The following is a 14,442-nucleotide window of genomic DNA, read 5'->3' on the forward strand; positions in this document are numbered from 1 at the left end:
AAAGGTTTAATGCCCCGCCTCAGCATGCGCCGCCGCATACCTCTCGCTTATCAGTGCCCGCTTGAGCTTGAAAATCACTTTCTGCTTATCAAAATTGAACTGCTCGCCCAGCATCTTTATGAGCCTCTTCTTTGATGCGCCCTTAAGCGCCATCTCAGCCATAATGCTATCAACAAATTCCTTGCTGGGGTCTTCCTTCTTTACTGCTTTTGAAGCTTCTGTTTTTATTTCAGGTGCAGGTTCTGCCTTTGCAGCATCAGCTTTTGGCGCCTCGTTTTTGGCTTCAGGCGCGGTCGGTTTTGCTGGCTCAGCCTTTACAGCTTCAACTTTTGGCGTCGCAGGTTTAGCTTCGGATTTTTGAACGTTCTGCACCGCAGATGACGCTTTGACTGTCGCTGCCTTCTGAGCATCTGTCTGAGCAAGTGCCTGCAACGTGGTCTTTGCGGCTTCTTTTGCTGCCTTATCATCGATCTTTGGCTTTTCATTTTTTACTGCTTTCTTTGCTGCTTCTGCCATTCCCATCACCTCGATATTTCAACTGGCGTAATAGTTCCCTTCTCTATCCCGAACCTTTTCCCTGTGAGCAAAATATTATCCTGCACCGGCGCCACCCTGAATTTCTTTTCGATAGCGCTGCCATCTGGTTTTATTTTTAACGTACCGCCCTTAAAGAGCTTGAGCGCCCTCACGGTGTTCAGGTTCAGTTCCACAAAATCATTGTCATCTTCCAGATTATTCCACATGAAAGGATTATACACATCAATAAGCACAGGCTTTGTCTCCAGTGGTTTTGGCGCTGCCTGTATCGCACCGTATGCGGCCCTATCATATTTCGGGATCGTAAATTCATCGACTGCCGTGATGCCGATCGCCTTTTTTATTGATTCATGAAGTGCATTAAAATCAAATTTGGAGCCTGCAATAATCCCGAGCGCGTCAAGCCCGTTTGTCCCTACGCCGCCCAGTGCCTGCGCCCTTCCCTCGTTGTTAATAAGCGTGCCTTTTTTCTTGTAAAGCGGTTCATGTGCAATAATGATGTTCACTTTTGCAGAAACCTCCTGTCCTGTCTGGATTATCAGGTTGGTGAGCTTTGAAAGGGTCTCAGGCGGCATCAACACTGATGGATCGGATTCAAGAGCAAAAAGCGTCTTGATCGTTCCTTTATTAATGTCATCAACAAGCTGTAAAAGCGGTTTCTGTTTTGCATCCTTTGCCAGTATATATGCGCCGGTTGAATTCGCAAATGGCTTGAGGAACATAACTTTTGCTCCTGCGTTTTTTGCCAGTGCCAGGACGCTTTTAACCTGCTCAATATCAGAGAAAGGATGGAAATCAGCAATAATCACCGAATCTTTTGTGATCTGCAATTTTGAGATATCATTCAGCCTGATATTTTCATTTGCAAGAGGCAGGTCTTTCCACCAGACTGATGTTATTTTTGCGCCTTTATTCTTCGCAGAAAGCAGGCGCCGTACGATCAGGGGATACTGCTCATATGGGTCAATTAAAAGCACGATGTGCTTCGCAGCCTCGATTTCGCTGTAAGGAATTCCCACACTTATAGTCTGATATACATCCTTCGGAAGCGCCTCAAAATTCGCACCTGTGCATAAATATGATCCAGCTATTTTCTGGAATGCAAGAAGTTCTTCACCTGTGGTATTGCCAGTTGAGAGAAATGCAACAAAACCCTTACTTTCTGAAATTCTCTTTGCAGCTTCCTTTGCAGCCTCATCAAGTGTTGTTTCCCTGTTGTCCACCATTGACTTTACCGGCTTATAGAACCGTGGAAGACTCATCCCGAACCTGCACAGTTTCCCGGCATTAGCAGGTGATGATTTCCTGAAATCAACTTTCAGGACGTCATTTTCCCGGATATATAATCCGCAGCCGAAATTGCAGCCAGGGCATATTGTTGAATAAACATTATCGCTCATTCAATCACCCGTATTCTATTTATCTTGCTTCCAGGACGCAATGGAGTCAATCCTGAAGAAGTTCTCCATGTACTTTCTGCGGCCGGGAATCCCCGGCGCGCAAAATCGCGATCCGGATTCATATTATGAATTTCAAATGGATGTAAAGTGTTTAATCCTGATGAATATTTCAATGTCTCGCCAGTGAGAGGTACAGATATTTCTGAAAAGCTCTTTTGTTCCTTGTTTTCTTCTATGACTGAAATTTCCTTATCAGCGATTTCATTAACAAATCTCAAAGGAGTTAATCCTGGAGCATTTTTTATAGCTTCTGTATTCAACATCCCTTCTCCCAAACGTAAATCCAGCTCACCTGTGCATTTATCTTTACTTATCTGTGGTCTGTATTCAATAAATTGATTATATTCACTCATTTAATTTCACCTCGAAATAGGGAGGCTTTCGCATATCCATCCCTGGCTCATATTTCAACTGCTCTTGCACAGGATTTGCAAATCTCCTGTATAATCTTGTAAGCGGAATATCAACCGGGCATACGTCACTGCACTGGCCACACCCGATACATGCATCTGCAAGGTGCAAAAAGCGAACGAGGTGATACATCGACATCTTATAAGCATCGCTTCTGGAATGATACTCTGTGCACTTTGAAACTTCACCGCAGGAACATGTGGGACATACAGCCCTGCATGCGCCGCAGTCAATGCAGTTTTCAAGTTCTTTCCTGAAATATTCAAGCCTACCGTTTTCGATCGGCACGAATACTTTCGCTTTCCATTTCTGGCCAAGGCCTTCCATCACGCCTTTTATCTTGGCGCGCATCGCAACACCCTTCTCATCCGGCTTCTGCACCTGCACATATCCGGCATCAACTGCATTCTGCAAAAGCGTAGCGCCTTTTTCCGAGTTAATCTCAACAAATGTGGCTTTTCCAGCAAGGTCCCCTGTAACGCCCCAGTTACCGCATGCAATATCAGAATTATTTGGGACCTTTATAGTACAATATCGGCAGCTTTCACGCCTTCCATACCCTTTTTCTTCAAGCTCATCAATGGTAATGGCGTTTTCTTTCCCGTCTTTTGTCTCAAAAATTAATTTTCCTTTCTCGATTTCTTCGCCATGGACATCTTCCGGCTTTATCTTGTACATAACTTCAAGCATCTCACGGGTAACAACCGGATGCATCGAGCCGCCGCAGTTCAATCCTACGATGAAGGTATTATCAAGGTTAATCGCATTGCGCTTTCCCTGCTCGATTATCCCGCGTACATCACATCCTTTTGCGGGAAGTGCAACTTTTAAGTTCCTGTTCGCGATCAGCTTTGCAAAGTTGCTCGGGACTGAGTGCAATGAACCCGCTGAATTCAATACTTCATTCACATCAGAAGTGATGACAGGAACAGCCTCAAACTCATTTATTTTCTTTAATACAACAACAGCATCAACTAACTTTTTTTCAAGAGCAGCAGCCAGCATGGAAGTAACAAGACCCCCTGAGCCTCCGCGCTTTCTTACATCTTCTTTTGTTGACCATCCAACATATATCTCGCCTTTTTGCATTACGCCACCCCCTCAGGTTTTAAGGGGCTCGGCCCGAGCTTCTTTATCTGGGCAGTCACATCACGGATGAAATTTGCGAACTTTTCGCCTTCGCTTGCCGATATCCAGTTAAGCTGGAGCCTCTCTTTTTCAATACCAAGCTCATGCGCCACATTCTCAAGATATTTGTATTTTATTTTTGTTTTGTCGTTACCGTTAACATAATGGCAGTCGCCGATATGGCATCCTGTCACAAGTACCGCATCTGCGCCCTCCAGGAATGCATTGAACACATGCAGCGGGTCGATCCTGCCTGAACACATGACACGTATGATCCTTGCTGAAGCCGGCTGCTGGAATCTTCCCATCCCTGCGCTATCTGCGCCCCCGTATGAACACCAGTTGCAGCAGAAGGCCACGATTTTGGGTTCCCAGCCATCGGTTTTTGTAGTTGTGGCTGTGGAAGCTTCTGCGCTCATGCCGCTACCTCCTGGAACTTAAACACGTTCTTGACCTGGGCAAGTATCTGTTTATTCTTGAAATGGCTCTGCTCAAGCGCGCCAGTCGGGCATGCTGCCACACATGTCCCGCATCCTTTACAGAGCGCTTTTACAACATTCGCCTTTCCGGCTTTTTCATCAAACTTGATAGCCTGGAACGGGCACATTGGGATGCACACATTACAGCCCACGCACACATCGGGATTAACAACAGCAGTAATACCTTCTGTTATTGCTTTCTTGTTCTTGAGCAAAATGGTGGCGCGGCCTGCGCATGCGCTGCCCTGGGATACTGCGTATGGAATATCCTTGGGACCTGAAGCGCAGCCAGCAAGGAATACGCCATCGATAGTGGTATCAACTGGTTTTAATTTTGGATGAGCTTCCATCAAAAGGCCGTCTGCTGCTTTTGATAATTTTAATAATTGCTGTATCTGGCCTATGCCCTCATTTGGGACAATGCCGGTTGCAAGTACAAGAAGATCGAATTCAAGATTCCTCATTTCACCAGCAAGTGTATCCTCGACCCGCACCTTGATATTCTTTGTAACAGGGTCTTCTTTCACTTCCACAGGTCTTCCGCGCAGGAATTTAACACCAAGGTTTCGCGACCTGTTATATGATTCCTCGTATGCCCTGAAAGGTGTCCTGATATCGATATACATTATAGTATGATCTGTCTCCGGGCGCTTCTCCTTAAGCAGCTGCGCGTTCTTTATCGTGTACATGCAGCACACACCTGAGCAGTAAATATTCGTAGCTTTATCGCGCGAACCCACACAGTTAACGAAGCCCACGCGTATTGGCTCTTTGCAGTCCGATGGGCGCACAACGTGGCCCCCGGTTGGCCCGGCTGCATTAAGAAGCCTCTCAAATTCCATAGCAGTAATAATATTATCATATAACCCGTATCCGAAATCGTGCTTTGGCTCCGGGTCATATGTCTTGAAACCCACTGCTCCTATAATTACACCAACATTAAGGTCAGTATATGAAGTCTGCATATCATAGTTTATTGCCCCGCTCTGGCATGCTTTTGCGCATGCCTTGCAGTTGATGCAGTTCTCTTTGTCAATAAGGGCTCGAAGAGGAACAGCCTGCGGGAATGGGACGTATATCGCTTTGCGTGTGCCGAAGCCTTCATTGAAATCATAAGGAACTTCAACAGGGCATACTTCGCTGCATTTGGCGCAGCCTGTACATTTGGCGACATCGAGATACCTGGGCTTATGCTCGATCTTCACATTGAAATTACCTACATACCCATCTACTGCTTTCACTTCTGAATAGCTCATTATCTTGATATTCTTATTACGCGCGACTTCTACCATCTTGGGACCAAGGATGCATATCGAACAGTCATTCGTCGGGAATACTTTATCAAATCGAGCCATCCTTCCGCCTATTGAAGGCTCCTTCTCCACAAGATAAACCTGGAAACCCATATCAGCAAGGTCAAGGGCTGACTGCATTCCCGCAACACCCGCACCGATGACAAGAGCCTTATCAGTTACAGGTACCTCGCTTGCCTGAAGGGGTTCAAGCAGCTTGGCACGTTCAGTTCCCATGCGAATAAGATCTTTTGCTTTCTCGGTGGCTTTCTCCTTCTCCCACATGTGGATCCAGGAGCAATGATCTCTGATATTTACGAATTCAAGGAAATACTGGTTCAAACCCATCTCTTCAATACAGGCACGGAATGTCGGTTCATGCGTCTTGGGAGAACATGCTGCAACTACCACACGGTTTAGGTTGTGTTCTTTTATTTTAGACTGGATATCAGCCTGGCCTGAGTCAGAACATGTGAACTTATTAACGGATGTTACTTTTACGCCAGGCAGCGTTCCTATATATTCGGCCACTGCTTTAGTATTTACGACACCTCCGATATTTACGCCGCATTCACAAACAAATACTCCAACCCGTTTTTCTTCCTGATCAACCTTTGATTCAACAGGTTTCTCATCGCCCTTATTATCACTCATTTAACTTCACTTCCTTGAACATTAGCCGCCGATGCATTCAATCTGCGTTCATCCGCATTTATCTGCGGTTTTTTCACTGGATTTTGTCCCAGTTTCTTTATCTCTTCTGTAAAATTTCGAATAACTTCTGAGAATCGCAATCCTTCACTGGCAGATATCCACTCAAGCCTGAGCCTCTTATCGAATCCGAGTTTTTCCAGCGCTTTTTTAGTATTATTTATCCTGACCTCTGCATTCTTATTTCCATCAATATAATGGCAGTCCCCGATATGGCATCCGGCCACAAGAACGCCGTCAGCTCCATCTTTCAATGCCTTTAAAATGAATGCCGGTTCAACCCTGCTCGAACACATAACACGCAGGACTTTAACAGTTGGCGGATACTGGAACCTGCTCACGCCTGCAAGGTCAGCGCCTGCGTATGAACACCAGTTACAACAAAAAGCGAGGATATTCGGTTCCCAGCCCTCTGGTTTTGGTGTTCCTGCTGCCGCTTCAGTGCTCATACTGTCACCTCCACGATGCCTTTTTCAATTGAAATGCTCTTAACACCCTTATCGAAAGCGTCAATAGCTTCGCCAATCTCTTTTGAGGAGAAATGCTGCGCAGTGATAGCTCCGGCCGGGCAGGCGGCTGCGCATGAACCGCAACCTTTGCAGGATGCTGCGTTTATTTTTGATTTCTTTGTGGTGTATGTGACCTCTTCTGCTTTCACGGTCGCATCATACAATGAAGGGGCACTATAGGGACAGGCTGCAACACATGTGCCGCAGCCAATGCATTTGGCTTCGTTCACAACTGATACTGCGCCTTCGGTTTCAATGAATTTCCTCGAAAGAATTGTGCAGGCACGCGATGCTGCGGCACTTGCCTGCGATATGGCTTCATCCATGAGTTTTGGAGCCTGTGCGCTTCCGCACAGGAATATGCCATCAGTCGCGAAATCCACCGGCCGCAGTTTGGGATGCGCTTCAAGGAAGAATTTGTTCTTATCAAGCGGTATCTTGAAAAGCTGGTTTATTTCTTCGTTTTCCCCGGCAACAAGCGGCGTGCTCAGGACCACAAGGTCGCTTGCCAGTTCAATCTCCTGGTTGAGCATTGGATCATGTACTAAAACCGACCCGCCCTCTACTTTCGGCGGATTATCAGCTTCGTATTTAATAAATATTACTCCAGTATCCCTGGCATTTTCATAGAGTTTTTCCATCACGCCATATGTCCTCATGTCCCGGTACAGGACAAAGACATTTGCTTTGCTATTTGCTTTCTTTATTCTTATTGCGTTCTTGACAGCATCCACACAGCACGTTCTACCGCAGTATTCCCGTTCTTTGTTGCGGGCTCCGACACACTGTATCATCGTAATATTATTCGCACTGATGCCCTTACCGAGCATCTTTTCAAGTTGCGCCTGCGTGACCAAACGGGGATCTCTGCCATAATTGAACAATCCCGATGGTTCAAAGTTCCGGGCTCCGGTAGCAACCACTGCTGCCCCAAAATCAAGTGTTAGCTCCTTTCCGTTTGCAAGGACAACTCCTTTGAAGTTGCCAAGATAACCTTCGACTACGAGGAGTTTTGCCTCATTTATTACGTTGATATTTTTATTTCCATGTACTTTGCCTGTAAGTTCTTTTAACACATCAGCAGGCTTCTTACCATCATACAATTCCGTCATTTCACGAAGCATCCCGCCAAGCTCTTTTTCTTTTTCGATGATTGTCACATTATAACCATTATTGGCTATATCAAGCGCAGCAGTCATGCCAGCAACACCGCCGCCAAGTACTATTGCCTTATTAATGAGCGAAACTTGCTGTTTATAAAGCGGCTGGAATAAAGCGGATTTTGCGACTGCCATCTGCACGATGCCTTTTGCTTTCTCGGTAGCTCTCTCTTTTTCTTTTGAATGAACCCATGAGCAATGCTCGCGGATGTTGGCAAGTTCGAACAAATATGGATTGAGTCCTGCCTCACGGCATGTATTCTGGAATAAAGGCTCATGAGTGCGCGGCGTGCATGACGCAACTACCACGCGGTTCAGGTCATTTTTTGCGATCGCATCTTTTATTGCGGCCTGGGAATCAGAGGAGCATGCATACAGCATCTCCCGCGCATGCGTTACACCAGGAAGGGTTCTGGCATATTCCACAACGCCTGGAACATTGACAACGCTTCCGATATTTATTCCGCAGTGGCACACAAATACCCCTATGCGCGGCTCTGGTGAAAGCTGTTTTTCATCAGGGAATTTTCTCTCCTTGATAAGCGTCCCGCGTTCACCTGACAGGAGAGCTGCGGCTTTTGATGCGGCAGCACTTGCCTGTGCCACGGTATCAGGGATATCCTTTGGTCCCTGTGCCACGCCGCATACATATATGCCTGGAACGCTTGACTCAACAGGGCTCTCTATTCTTGTAGCGATATTCCCGAAATCATCAAGCTCAATACCAGATGACTGTGCAAGCGCGCGGGTTGAATCGGCAGGATCAAGCCCGATCGAGAGAACAACAAGATCAAAATCCTGCGTCACAAGGCCGCCTGTCTTGAAATCCTCATATTTCAGGGAAAGGGCATTATTTGCGCCCACGATCACTTCGGGAGGGCGGGAGTTGATGTATTTGATACCATACTCTCTTTGCGCCCTGTTGTAGAATTCCTCGAAATTCTTGCCATAGGCCCTTATATCGATGTGGAAAATAGTAATATTGAGTCCAGGGTCATGTTCTTTTGCAATTATGGATTCCTTGGTTGCGTACATGCAGCACACTGAAGAGCAGTGCTTCCTGTCGATGTGCGGATTCCGTGAGCCCACGCACTGGATGAAAGCAATATTTTTCGGGACCTTGCCATCAGATTGTTTTGTGACGTGTCCCTGTGTCGGGCCGCTTGCGCTGAGCAGGCGCTCGAACTGCAGTGATGTGATCACATCAGGATGATCAAACCTGTAATTCTTGAGAATGGAGGGGTCAAATGGCTTAAAACCTGTGGCAAGCACAACTGAACCTACATCTAATTCGATCTCTTTATCTTTTTGTTCATAGTCCACAGCTTTTGGGCCGCAAACTTTCTTGCATACTCCGCATTTGCCTTTTGTGAGGAACATGCAGTGGGCAGCATCAATCGTGGCAATCCTGGGTATCGCCTGTGCAAACGGGATATAAATGGATTTGCGCTTACTCATTCCTGCATTATATTCATCCTGGACTTTTGATGGGCATTTTTCAGTGCATGATCCGCAGCCTGTGCATTTTGTTTCATCAACATAGCGCGCTTTCTTTATCACTTTAACTTTGAAATCACCTGCTTTGCCGCTGATGGATTTAACATCGCTATAAGCGAGTAATTCAATATTAGGATGCCTTGCAGTTTCCACAAGTTTTGGGGATAGGATGCACATGGCGCAATCATTTGTGGGGAATGTTTTATCAAGCTGTGACATTACCCCGCCTATGCTTGGCCTTGATTCTATGAGATAAGTCTTAAAACCGCTGTCAGCAAGATCAAGAGCTGCCTGTATTCCGGCGATGCCCCCGCCCACTACAGCTACCGAGCCTTTCATTCTGCAGCCTCCGCTTCTTCCGGTTTAGCTTTTACTTCCAGTTTTGTTTCTCCCTTTCCGATCGATCCGATTAGCTTAGAAGTTGGCACCATATTCTTATCAAGCTCAAGCTCTTTTTCGCTAATACCCATGGCAAGCCCGATAAGCTGTGTAAAATAAAGGACAGGCATATCGATAACAATATTATTGGCCTTCTCGATCATTGTCTGCTGGCCGTCAAGCAGCATATGGCACATGGGACATGCCACAACAACGCAATTTGCGCCAGCTGCTTTTGCTTCATCGAATAACTTTTTCGTGAGGAGGAATGCGTAATCCTGCTTGCTCATAAGTAGGTTCCCGCCGCAGCATTTTGTTTTCTGGGTGAAAGGAAGACAATCTGCGCCTGTTGATTTGATCAGGTTATCAAGAGACATGGGATTTTCAGGATTATCGAATTTTGAAACTTCAGAGGGCCGCACAAGAAGGCAGCCATAATAAGCAACCGCTTTTATGCCTTTTAATGATTTTGTGAATTTTTTGGATATCGTATCTGTTCCTATATCATTTACCATGACATCCAGCAGGTGTTTTATTTTTACGCCTTTGTATTTTTCATCAAGGGCTCTTTCGATCTTTGCCCTGAAGGCTTCATTATTTTTCAAAGCAGTGTCTGCTCTTGAAAGATTGTGTGAGCATATACTGCACGGGATCACAAGGTCAAGACCTGTTTTCTGGGCTTTGAAGTTGTTGCGTGCGGACAGACCCATCGATAATTCTTTATCAAATATGGCTTCAAGTGCGCCGCAGCAGTTCCAGTCATCGATCTCGACAAGATCAACGCCTGCTGCCTTACAAACAGCCTTTGTGGAAGCATCGTATTCGCGCGCTGTGCCATGAAGCGTGCATCCGGGATAATAAGCAAGCTTCATTTCTTCTCCACTTCCTCAAAAATGCGCTTTATTTCTTTTGTTCCTTTAATCTTATGGGGCAGGATACTCAATTTTCTCTTTTTGAATAATTCAAATCCCATAGGAGCATACCCGATTGCTCCTCCGATACCTTTTGTTTTAAGCATGAATGTGCCGCTGACCCCTGCTTCATACCATTTGCCATTACTTTTTACAGAATCAATAAACAGATGATCGAACAGTGGTTTTTCATTTGTGAGCTTAATTTTCCCGGCTTTTGCCTCGCGCTGGGCTATCGCCCTTATTGCTCCTATCACTTCGGTTATTTTAACATCCTGCGGGCAGCGTTCATAGCAGATATAACATGAGGCGCAGAGCCACAACGAATCATCGGTCAGGACTTCCTTTCTCATTCCAAGAAGGGCTTTCCGGATTATCATGCGCGGATTATATGTTTTATCTATTTCCATAACCGGGCAGCCAACCGTACAACCTGTACAGTTAAAGCATTTCTTTATATTTTCACCGCCTGGTTCATTTGATATCTCATATTTGAAATTCGGATCAAGATCGCTTGATTTAATCATTTTCCCGCCTCCAGTTGTCTTGCGAGGAATACGCTAAGGTCAACAACATCAAAATCATACTTCTTTACCGCATCTTTTTCACTCTTCAGGCAATTAAAATGAGCAAGGCATTTTGAACATGTGGTGATAAGGGTCTTTGCGCCTGTTGCCTCAGCCTCATTCATCCTTGCAATCCGAAGCGCTTTTGTCTGCTCATTGCAGTTCATGAAATTGCTCACACCGCAGCACAGGGCTTTTTCCTTTGAATGCTCCATCTCTTTTAGCGTGACACCGTTTGAGACGAGCGCTTTTCGCGGCGCATCAAATTCTCCCATGTGCCTTCCCAGCCTGCAAGGGTCATGATATGTAACATCAGCATTGATATTCAATCCCAGTTTATCCCAGAGCTGTGATGTATGAACTACTTTTATCCCCAGGTCATAATCCTTTGAAAAAGTGCGGTAGCATTCGGCGCAGCTTGTTACAAGGGTATCTATACCGCTTTCCTTTATGTAATTTTTATTATATGCCTTAAGGCCATCAAAGGCATCTTTTTTTCCCTGCCAGAGGACATCATGGCCGCAGCATTTCATATTCAGGACCTGGGGTTTCATACCCAGTTTTTCAAGGAGCCTGACAGATGAAGTTGTTATTTCCCCGAAATTGGTTTTGACATCATGCAGGAATAAATCAAGTGAGTCCACGCAGCCGGGAAAGTATCCGATTTTTGAATCGCCGGATTTAGCAGTAATATTAGCAGCAGTGTTCCCATTGAGTTTTGAACTCAACTCAGCAAGCTCAGTGAACACGCCAAGATGCGCAATAGAAAGAGGCTGTTTTCCCTGCCGTTCGTCCCTGATAAAACCCAGGAAATCCACCTGCTGGGGACATTCCTGCGGACATAATCCGCATGTCAGGCATGTCCAGAGATCCTGTGTCTCAAGCCCATAGATATTAGCATTGTAAATGGAGCTTCGAGGAGATGTTCTTGACACTCGCCGCATGGGGCATATGGATGTGCATTTACCACACTGATAACATGATTGTGCGTTACTCATTTTGTACCCATCAGATTTAATTTGTTTGTAACGTTTTTTTATATTGAGAGGGATTGATTGGTTTTAAATCTTTCTATTTTTAACGATGCAGAGATGAATTATTATTAATACAACTTCATTATTAATAATGGAGCATAATTATTAATCATGTTACTTTACTCTGGAACATATCAATAATTGCGCTGAATGTGCAATGCAGCTTATCAGTTGTTTTTCTCCTGCTTTGTCGGGTCATATTTACAATTCATGTAAATGATATGTACAGTAATAAAGATTTTGGTTCGTATTAATACGAATGAAATGATTGATTATGATAAAAGTGGGGGATAGAGGGAGTCAGGATAAATTATAAACTCTTGGAAGTGAGATAATAAACTAATGGAAATTTTGCATAGAATTATAAAATGATAAACAGGTGACTATATGGCGATTCTGGATAGTTTCAATATCAATATCACGGACATCCTGTGGATACTCATATTTATTTCATTCTTTATACCTGTATTACAAAAGCGGATACTTCTGTCAAAGCGTCAGATGATCATGCGTTCTATTGAGACAAAACGCAATAGCCGCGTAATCAGTATGATACACAGGCAGGAAGTCATGAGCTTCTTCGGATTTCCGCTTGCCCGGTACATAGATATTGAGGATTCTGAGGCCATACTTCGGGCTATACGCATGACACCGCCTGATATGCAAATCGACCTTGTTCTGCATACGCCGGGCGGACTTGTGCTTGCTGCTGAGCAGATAGCCTGCGCCCTTAAACGCCACAAAGGAAAAGTAACTGTTTTTATCCCTCATTATGCAATGTCCGGCGGTTCCCTGATAGCTATGGCAGCCGATGAGATTGTCATGGACCCAAATGCAGTCCTGGGCCCGGTCGATCCGCAGCTTGGCGGGCCGCAGGGGTACTATCCCGCGGTTTCAATCCTGAAGGCACTGGAGCAGCCAAATCCTAACAGGAATGACCAGACGCTCATTCTTGGTGATGTGGCAAAAAAGGCTATTGACCAGGTATATAATGCAGTATATTCCCTGCTGCTTGAACACAATACTCCTGAAAAAGCCTCAGAACTTGCAAGGATGCTCAGCGAAGGACGGTGGACGCATGATTATCCGATTGATTTTGAGCAGGCAAAAGAACTGGGTTTGCCGGTCAATGACCAGATGCCCATGGAAGTCTATGAACTCATGGAACTATACCAGCAATCGGGCATGCGCCGACCTTCTGTTGAGTTCATTCCCACCCCATATATGCCACATGTTCCGCCTGGCAAGGGAAAGTGAACCATTACAGGATTCACGATCTGCAGATAATCTTCATAACGTTGGGGTATAAGCGTAGAGAAAAATACTGGATCACTGAAAATTTACTCAACACAGCATATTCTCATCCACATGGTATGCCCTCATACTCACAGCAAACGGCAATTTGAATCCGCGGGACAGGAACTTTACTGCATCCCTATTTGCCTGCTTCTCATTTCCAAATATAATCGTTTATTTTCAGGATAGGTTCAATTTATCCGCGCCTCCGGCACGAGATAGCAAGCAAGATCGCCAGCGTAAACACCACTGAAGGAAACGGCGTCTCTTTCGCCGGAGCGCCAGTTCCTGTTATTTCCGGCGCGGGAGTCGTGGCGGCGCCGGAGTACTGCTCATCGAGGATGTAGGGGTTAGCGATGGTGAATTGGATGGTTTTATCATTCATTCCTTTATTGAATTGAACCACTATGTTTATAGGTGCGTTTCCGCCTTTCCAAGCTCCATTAGGGACTAATTTCCAAGTATATGTTTTTGACCAACCAGATTCTATATTCATGTTTGTTAGCCATTCTTCCTCTTGACTTGGTCCACTTAAAACATCAAAAGCCTTAGTTACTCCTGGTTCTTTCAATTTTAATGAAGTGTCGCCTTTAATTTTTGAAATTACTTCAACCTTTACCTCAATAGGTTGTCCAATTTTAAGTTTAATGCCATTTATTGTTTCTACAGTAGCATTTTGTCCGTTAAACCATGCTCTAACGATACCATATTCATTTTCTTCAGCTGATGCTATTTGAATAACCAAAAATAAAACTATTAAAAAAAACAATATTGATATTCTAATTTTCATTATATCACCTTAAATCCCGGGGACTCTTCGATAATATCTCCCTCTTTATCTCCTATTCCTGCTAATTTACCCGGCGGTACGATGATGAAGGTTCCTGTAGTGAAATTAAACTGGATTGGTTTATTGGATCCAATATATGAATTAGTTACAATATCCTTTGTCAATTTTTCTTCCCTCACATACACCTGCGCCTCATGCCCGAAAATCGGATCAGGATGCACTTCATTATCAATATCCTGCACCTCAAACTTCACGAATTCACCTTCCACATCAATCGACCACG

Annotated in this window: 14 protein-coding genes; 1 reads left to right on the forward strand and 13 read right to left on the reverse strand. The window is 45.0% G+C overall.

All coding sequences use genetic code 11. The annotated features are described in order from the left end of the window. Positions 1-6: 6 nt before the first annotated feature. Genes FIB07_03475 through FIB07_03525 form a run of 11 tightly spaced genes read right to left on the reverse strand, consistent with a single transcriptional unit; the run spans position 7 to position 12,037 of the window. Positions 7-516, reverse strand: a complete 510-nt coding sequence (locus FIB07_03475) for a hypothetical protein (protein NJD51907.1) — start codon at positions 514-516, stop codon at positions 7-9. Positions 517-521: 5 nt separating this feature from the next. Beyond that, entirely contained in the window at positions 522-1,937 is a 1,416-nt protein-coding gene (locus FIB07_03480; GenBank protein ID NJD51908.1) for a hypothetical protein, read from the reverse strand. After that, positions 1,934-2,350, reverse strand: coding sequence for a hypothetical protein (locus FIB07_03485; GenBank protein ID NJD51909.1), 417 nt, complete (start codon positions 2,348-2,350; stop codon positions 1,934-1,936). Before FIB07_03485 ends, FIB07_03480 begins: the two co-directional genes overlap by 4 nt. Continuing rightward, entirely contained in the window at positions 2,343-3,497 is a 1,155-nt protein-coding gene (locus tag FIB07_03490) for a formate dehydrogenase (protein ID NJD51910.1), read from the reverse strand. The genes FIB07_03485 and FIB07_03490 overlap by 8 nt, the downstream gene beginning before the upstream one ends. Then, positions 3,497-3,955, reverse strand: coding sequence for a hydrogenase iron-sulfur subunit (locus FIB07_03495; GenBank protein ID NJD51911.1), 459 nt, complete (start codon positions 3,953-3,955; stop codon positions 3,497-3,499). The genes FIB07_03490 and FIB07_03495 overlap by 1 nt, the downstream gene beginning before the upstream one ends. After that, a complete protein-coding gene (locus tag FIB07_03500; GenBank protein NJD51912.1) occupies positions 3,952-5,961 on the reverse strand; it encodes a CoB--CoM heterodisulfide reductase iron-sulfur subunit A family protein in 2,010 nt (669 codons plus the stop codon). Before FIB07_03500 ends, FIB07_03495 begins: the two co-directional genes overlap by 4 nt. Continuing rightward, positions 5,958-6,467, reverse strand: a complete 510-nt coding sequence (locus FIB07_03505; GenBank protein NJD51913.1) for a hydrogenase iron-sulfur subunit — start codon at positions 6,465-6,467, stop codon at positions 5,958-5,960. The genes FIB07_03500 and FIB07_03505 overlap by 4 nt, the downstream gene beginning before the upstream one ends. Next, on the reverse strand, positions 6,464-9,523 hold the full coding sequence (locus FIB07_03510) for a CoB--CoM heterodisulfide reductase iron-sulfur subunit A family protein (GenBank protein ID NJD51914.1): 3,060 nt from the start codon (positions 9,521-9,523) through the stop codon (positions 6,464-6,466). The genes FIB07_03505 and FIB07_03510 overlap by 4 nt, the downstream gene beginning before the upstream one ends. Further along, positions 9,520-10,434, reverse strand: coding sequence for a heterodisulfide reductase subunit B (locus FIB07_03515; protein ID NJD51915.1), 915 nt, complete (start codon positions 10,432-10,434; stop codon positions 9,520-9,522). The genes FIB07_03510 and FIB07_03515 overlap by 4 nt, the downstream gene beginning before the upstream one ends. Then, entirely contained in the window at positions 10,431-11,000 is a 570-nt protein-coding gene (locus tag FIB07_03520) for a heterodisulfide reductase subunit C (protein ID NJD51916.1), read from the reverse strand. Before FIB07_03520 ends, FIB07_03515 begins: the two co-directional genes overlap by 4 nt. Continuing rightward, positions 10,997-12,037: a (Fe-S)-binding protein gene (locus FIB07_03525; protein NJD51917.1), complete on the reverse strand. Its 1,041-nt coding sequence runs from the start codon at positions 12,035-12,037 to the stop codon at positions 10,997-10,999. The genes FIB07_03520 and FIB07_03525 overlap by 4 nt, the downstream gene beginning before the upstream one ends. A 423-nt stretch (positions 12,038-12,460) precedes the next feature. Between FIB07_03525 and FIB07_03530 the strand changes: the two genes are divergently transcribed. Next, complete coding sequence (locus FIB07_03530; GenBank protein ID NJD51918.1) at positions 12,461-13,330, forward strand: hypothetical protein; 870 nt, start codon at positions 12,461-12,463, stop codon at positions 13,328-13,330. Positions 13,331-13,565: 235 nt separating this feature from the next. Here the strand turns inward: FIB07_03530 and FIB07_03535 are convergent, their stop codons facing one another. Beyond that, entirely contained in the window at positions 13,566-14,159 is a 594-nt protein-coding gene (locus FIB07_03535) for a sarcinarray family MAST domain-containing protein (protein NJD51919.1), read from the reverse strand. Then, a complete protein-coding gene (locus FIB07_03540) occupies positions 14,159-14,428 on the reverse strand; it encodes a hypothetical protein (protein ID NJD51920.1) in 270 nt (89 codons plus the stop codon). Before FIB07_03540 ends, FIB07_03535 begins: the two co-directional genes overlap by 1 nt. Positions 14,429-14,442: the final 14 nt, after the last annotated feature.

The organism is Candidatus Methanoperedens sp. (assembly GCA_012026795.1).
In the GTDB taxonomy this organism is placed as follows: domain Archaea; phylum Halobacteriota; class Methanosarcinia; order Methanosarcinales; family Methanoperedenaceae; genus Methanoperedens.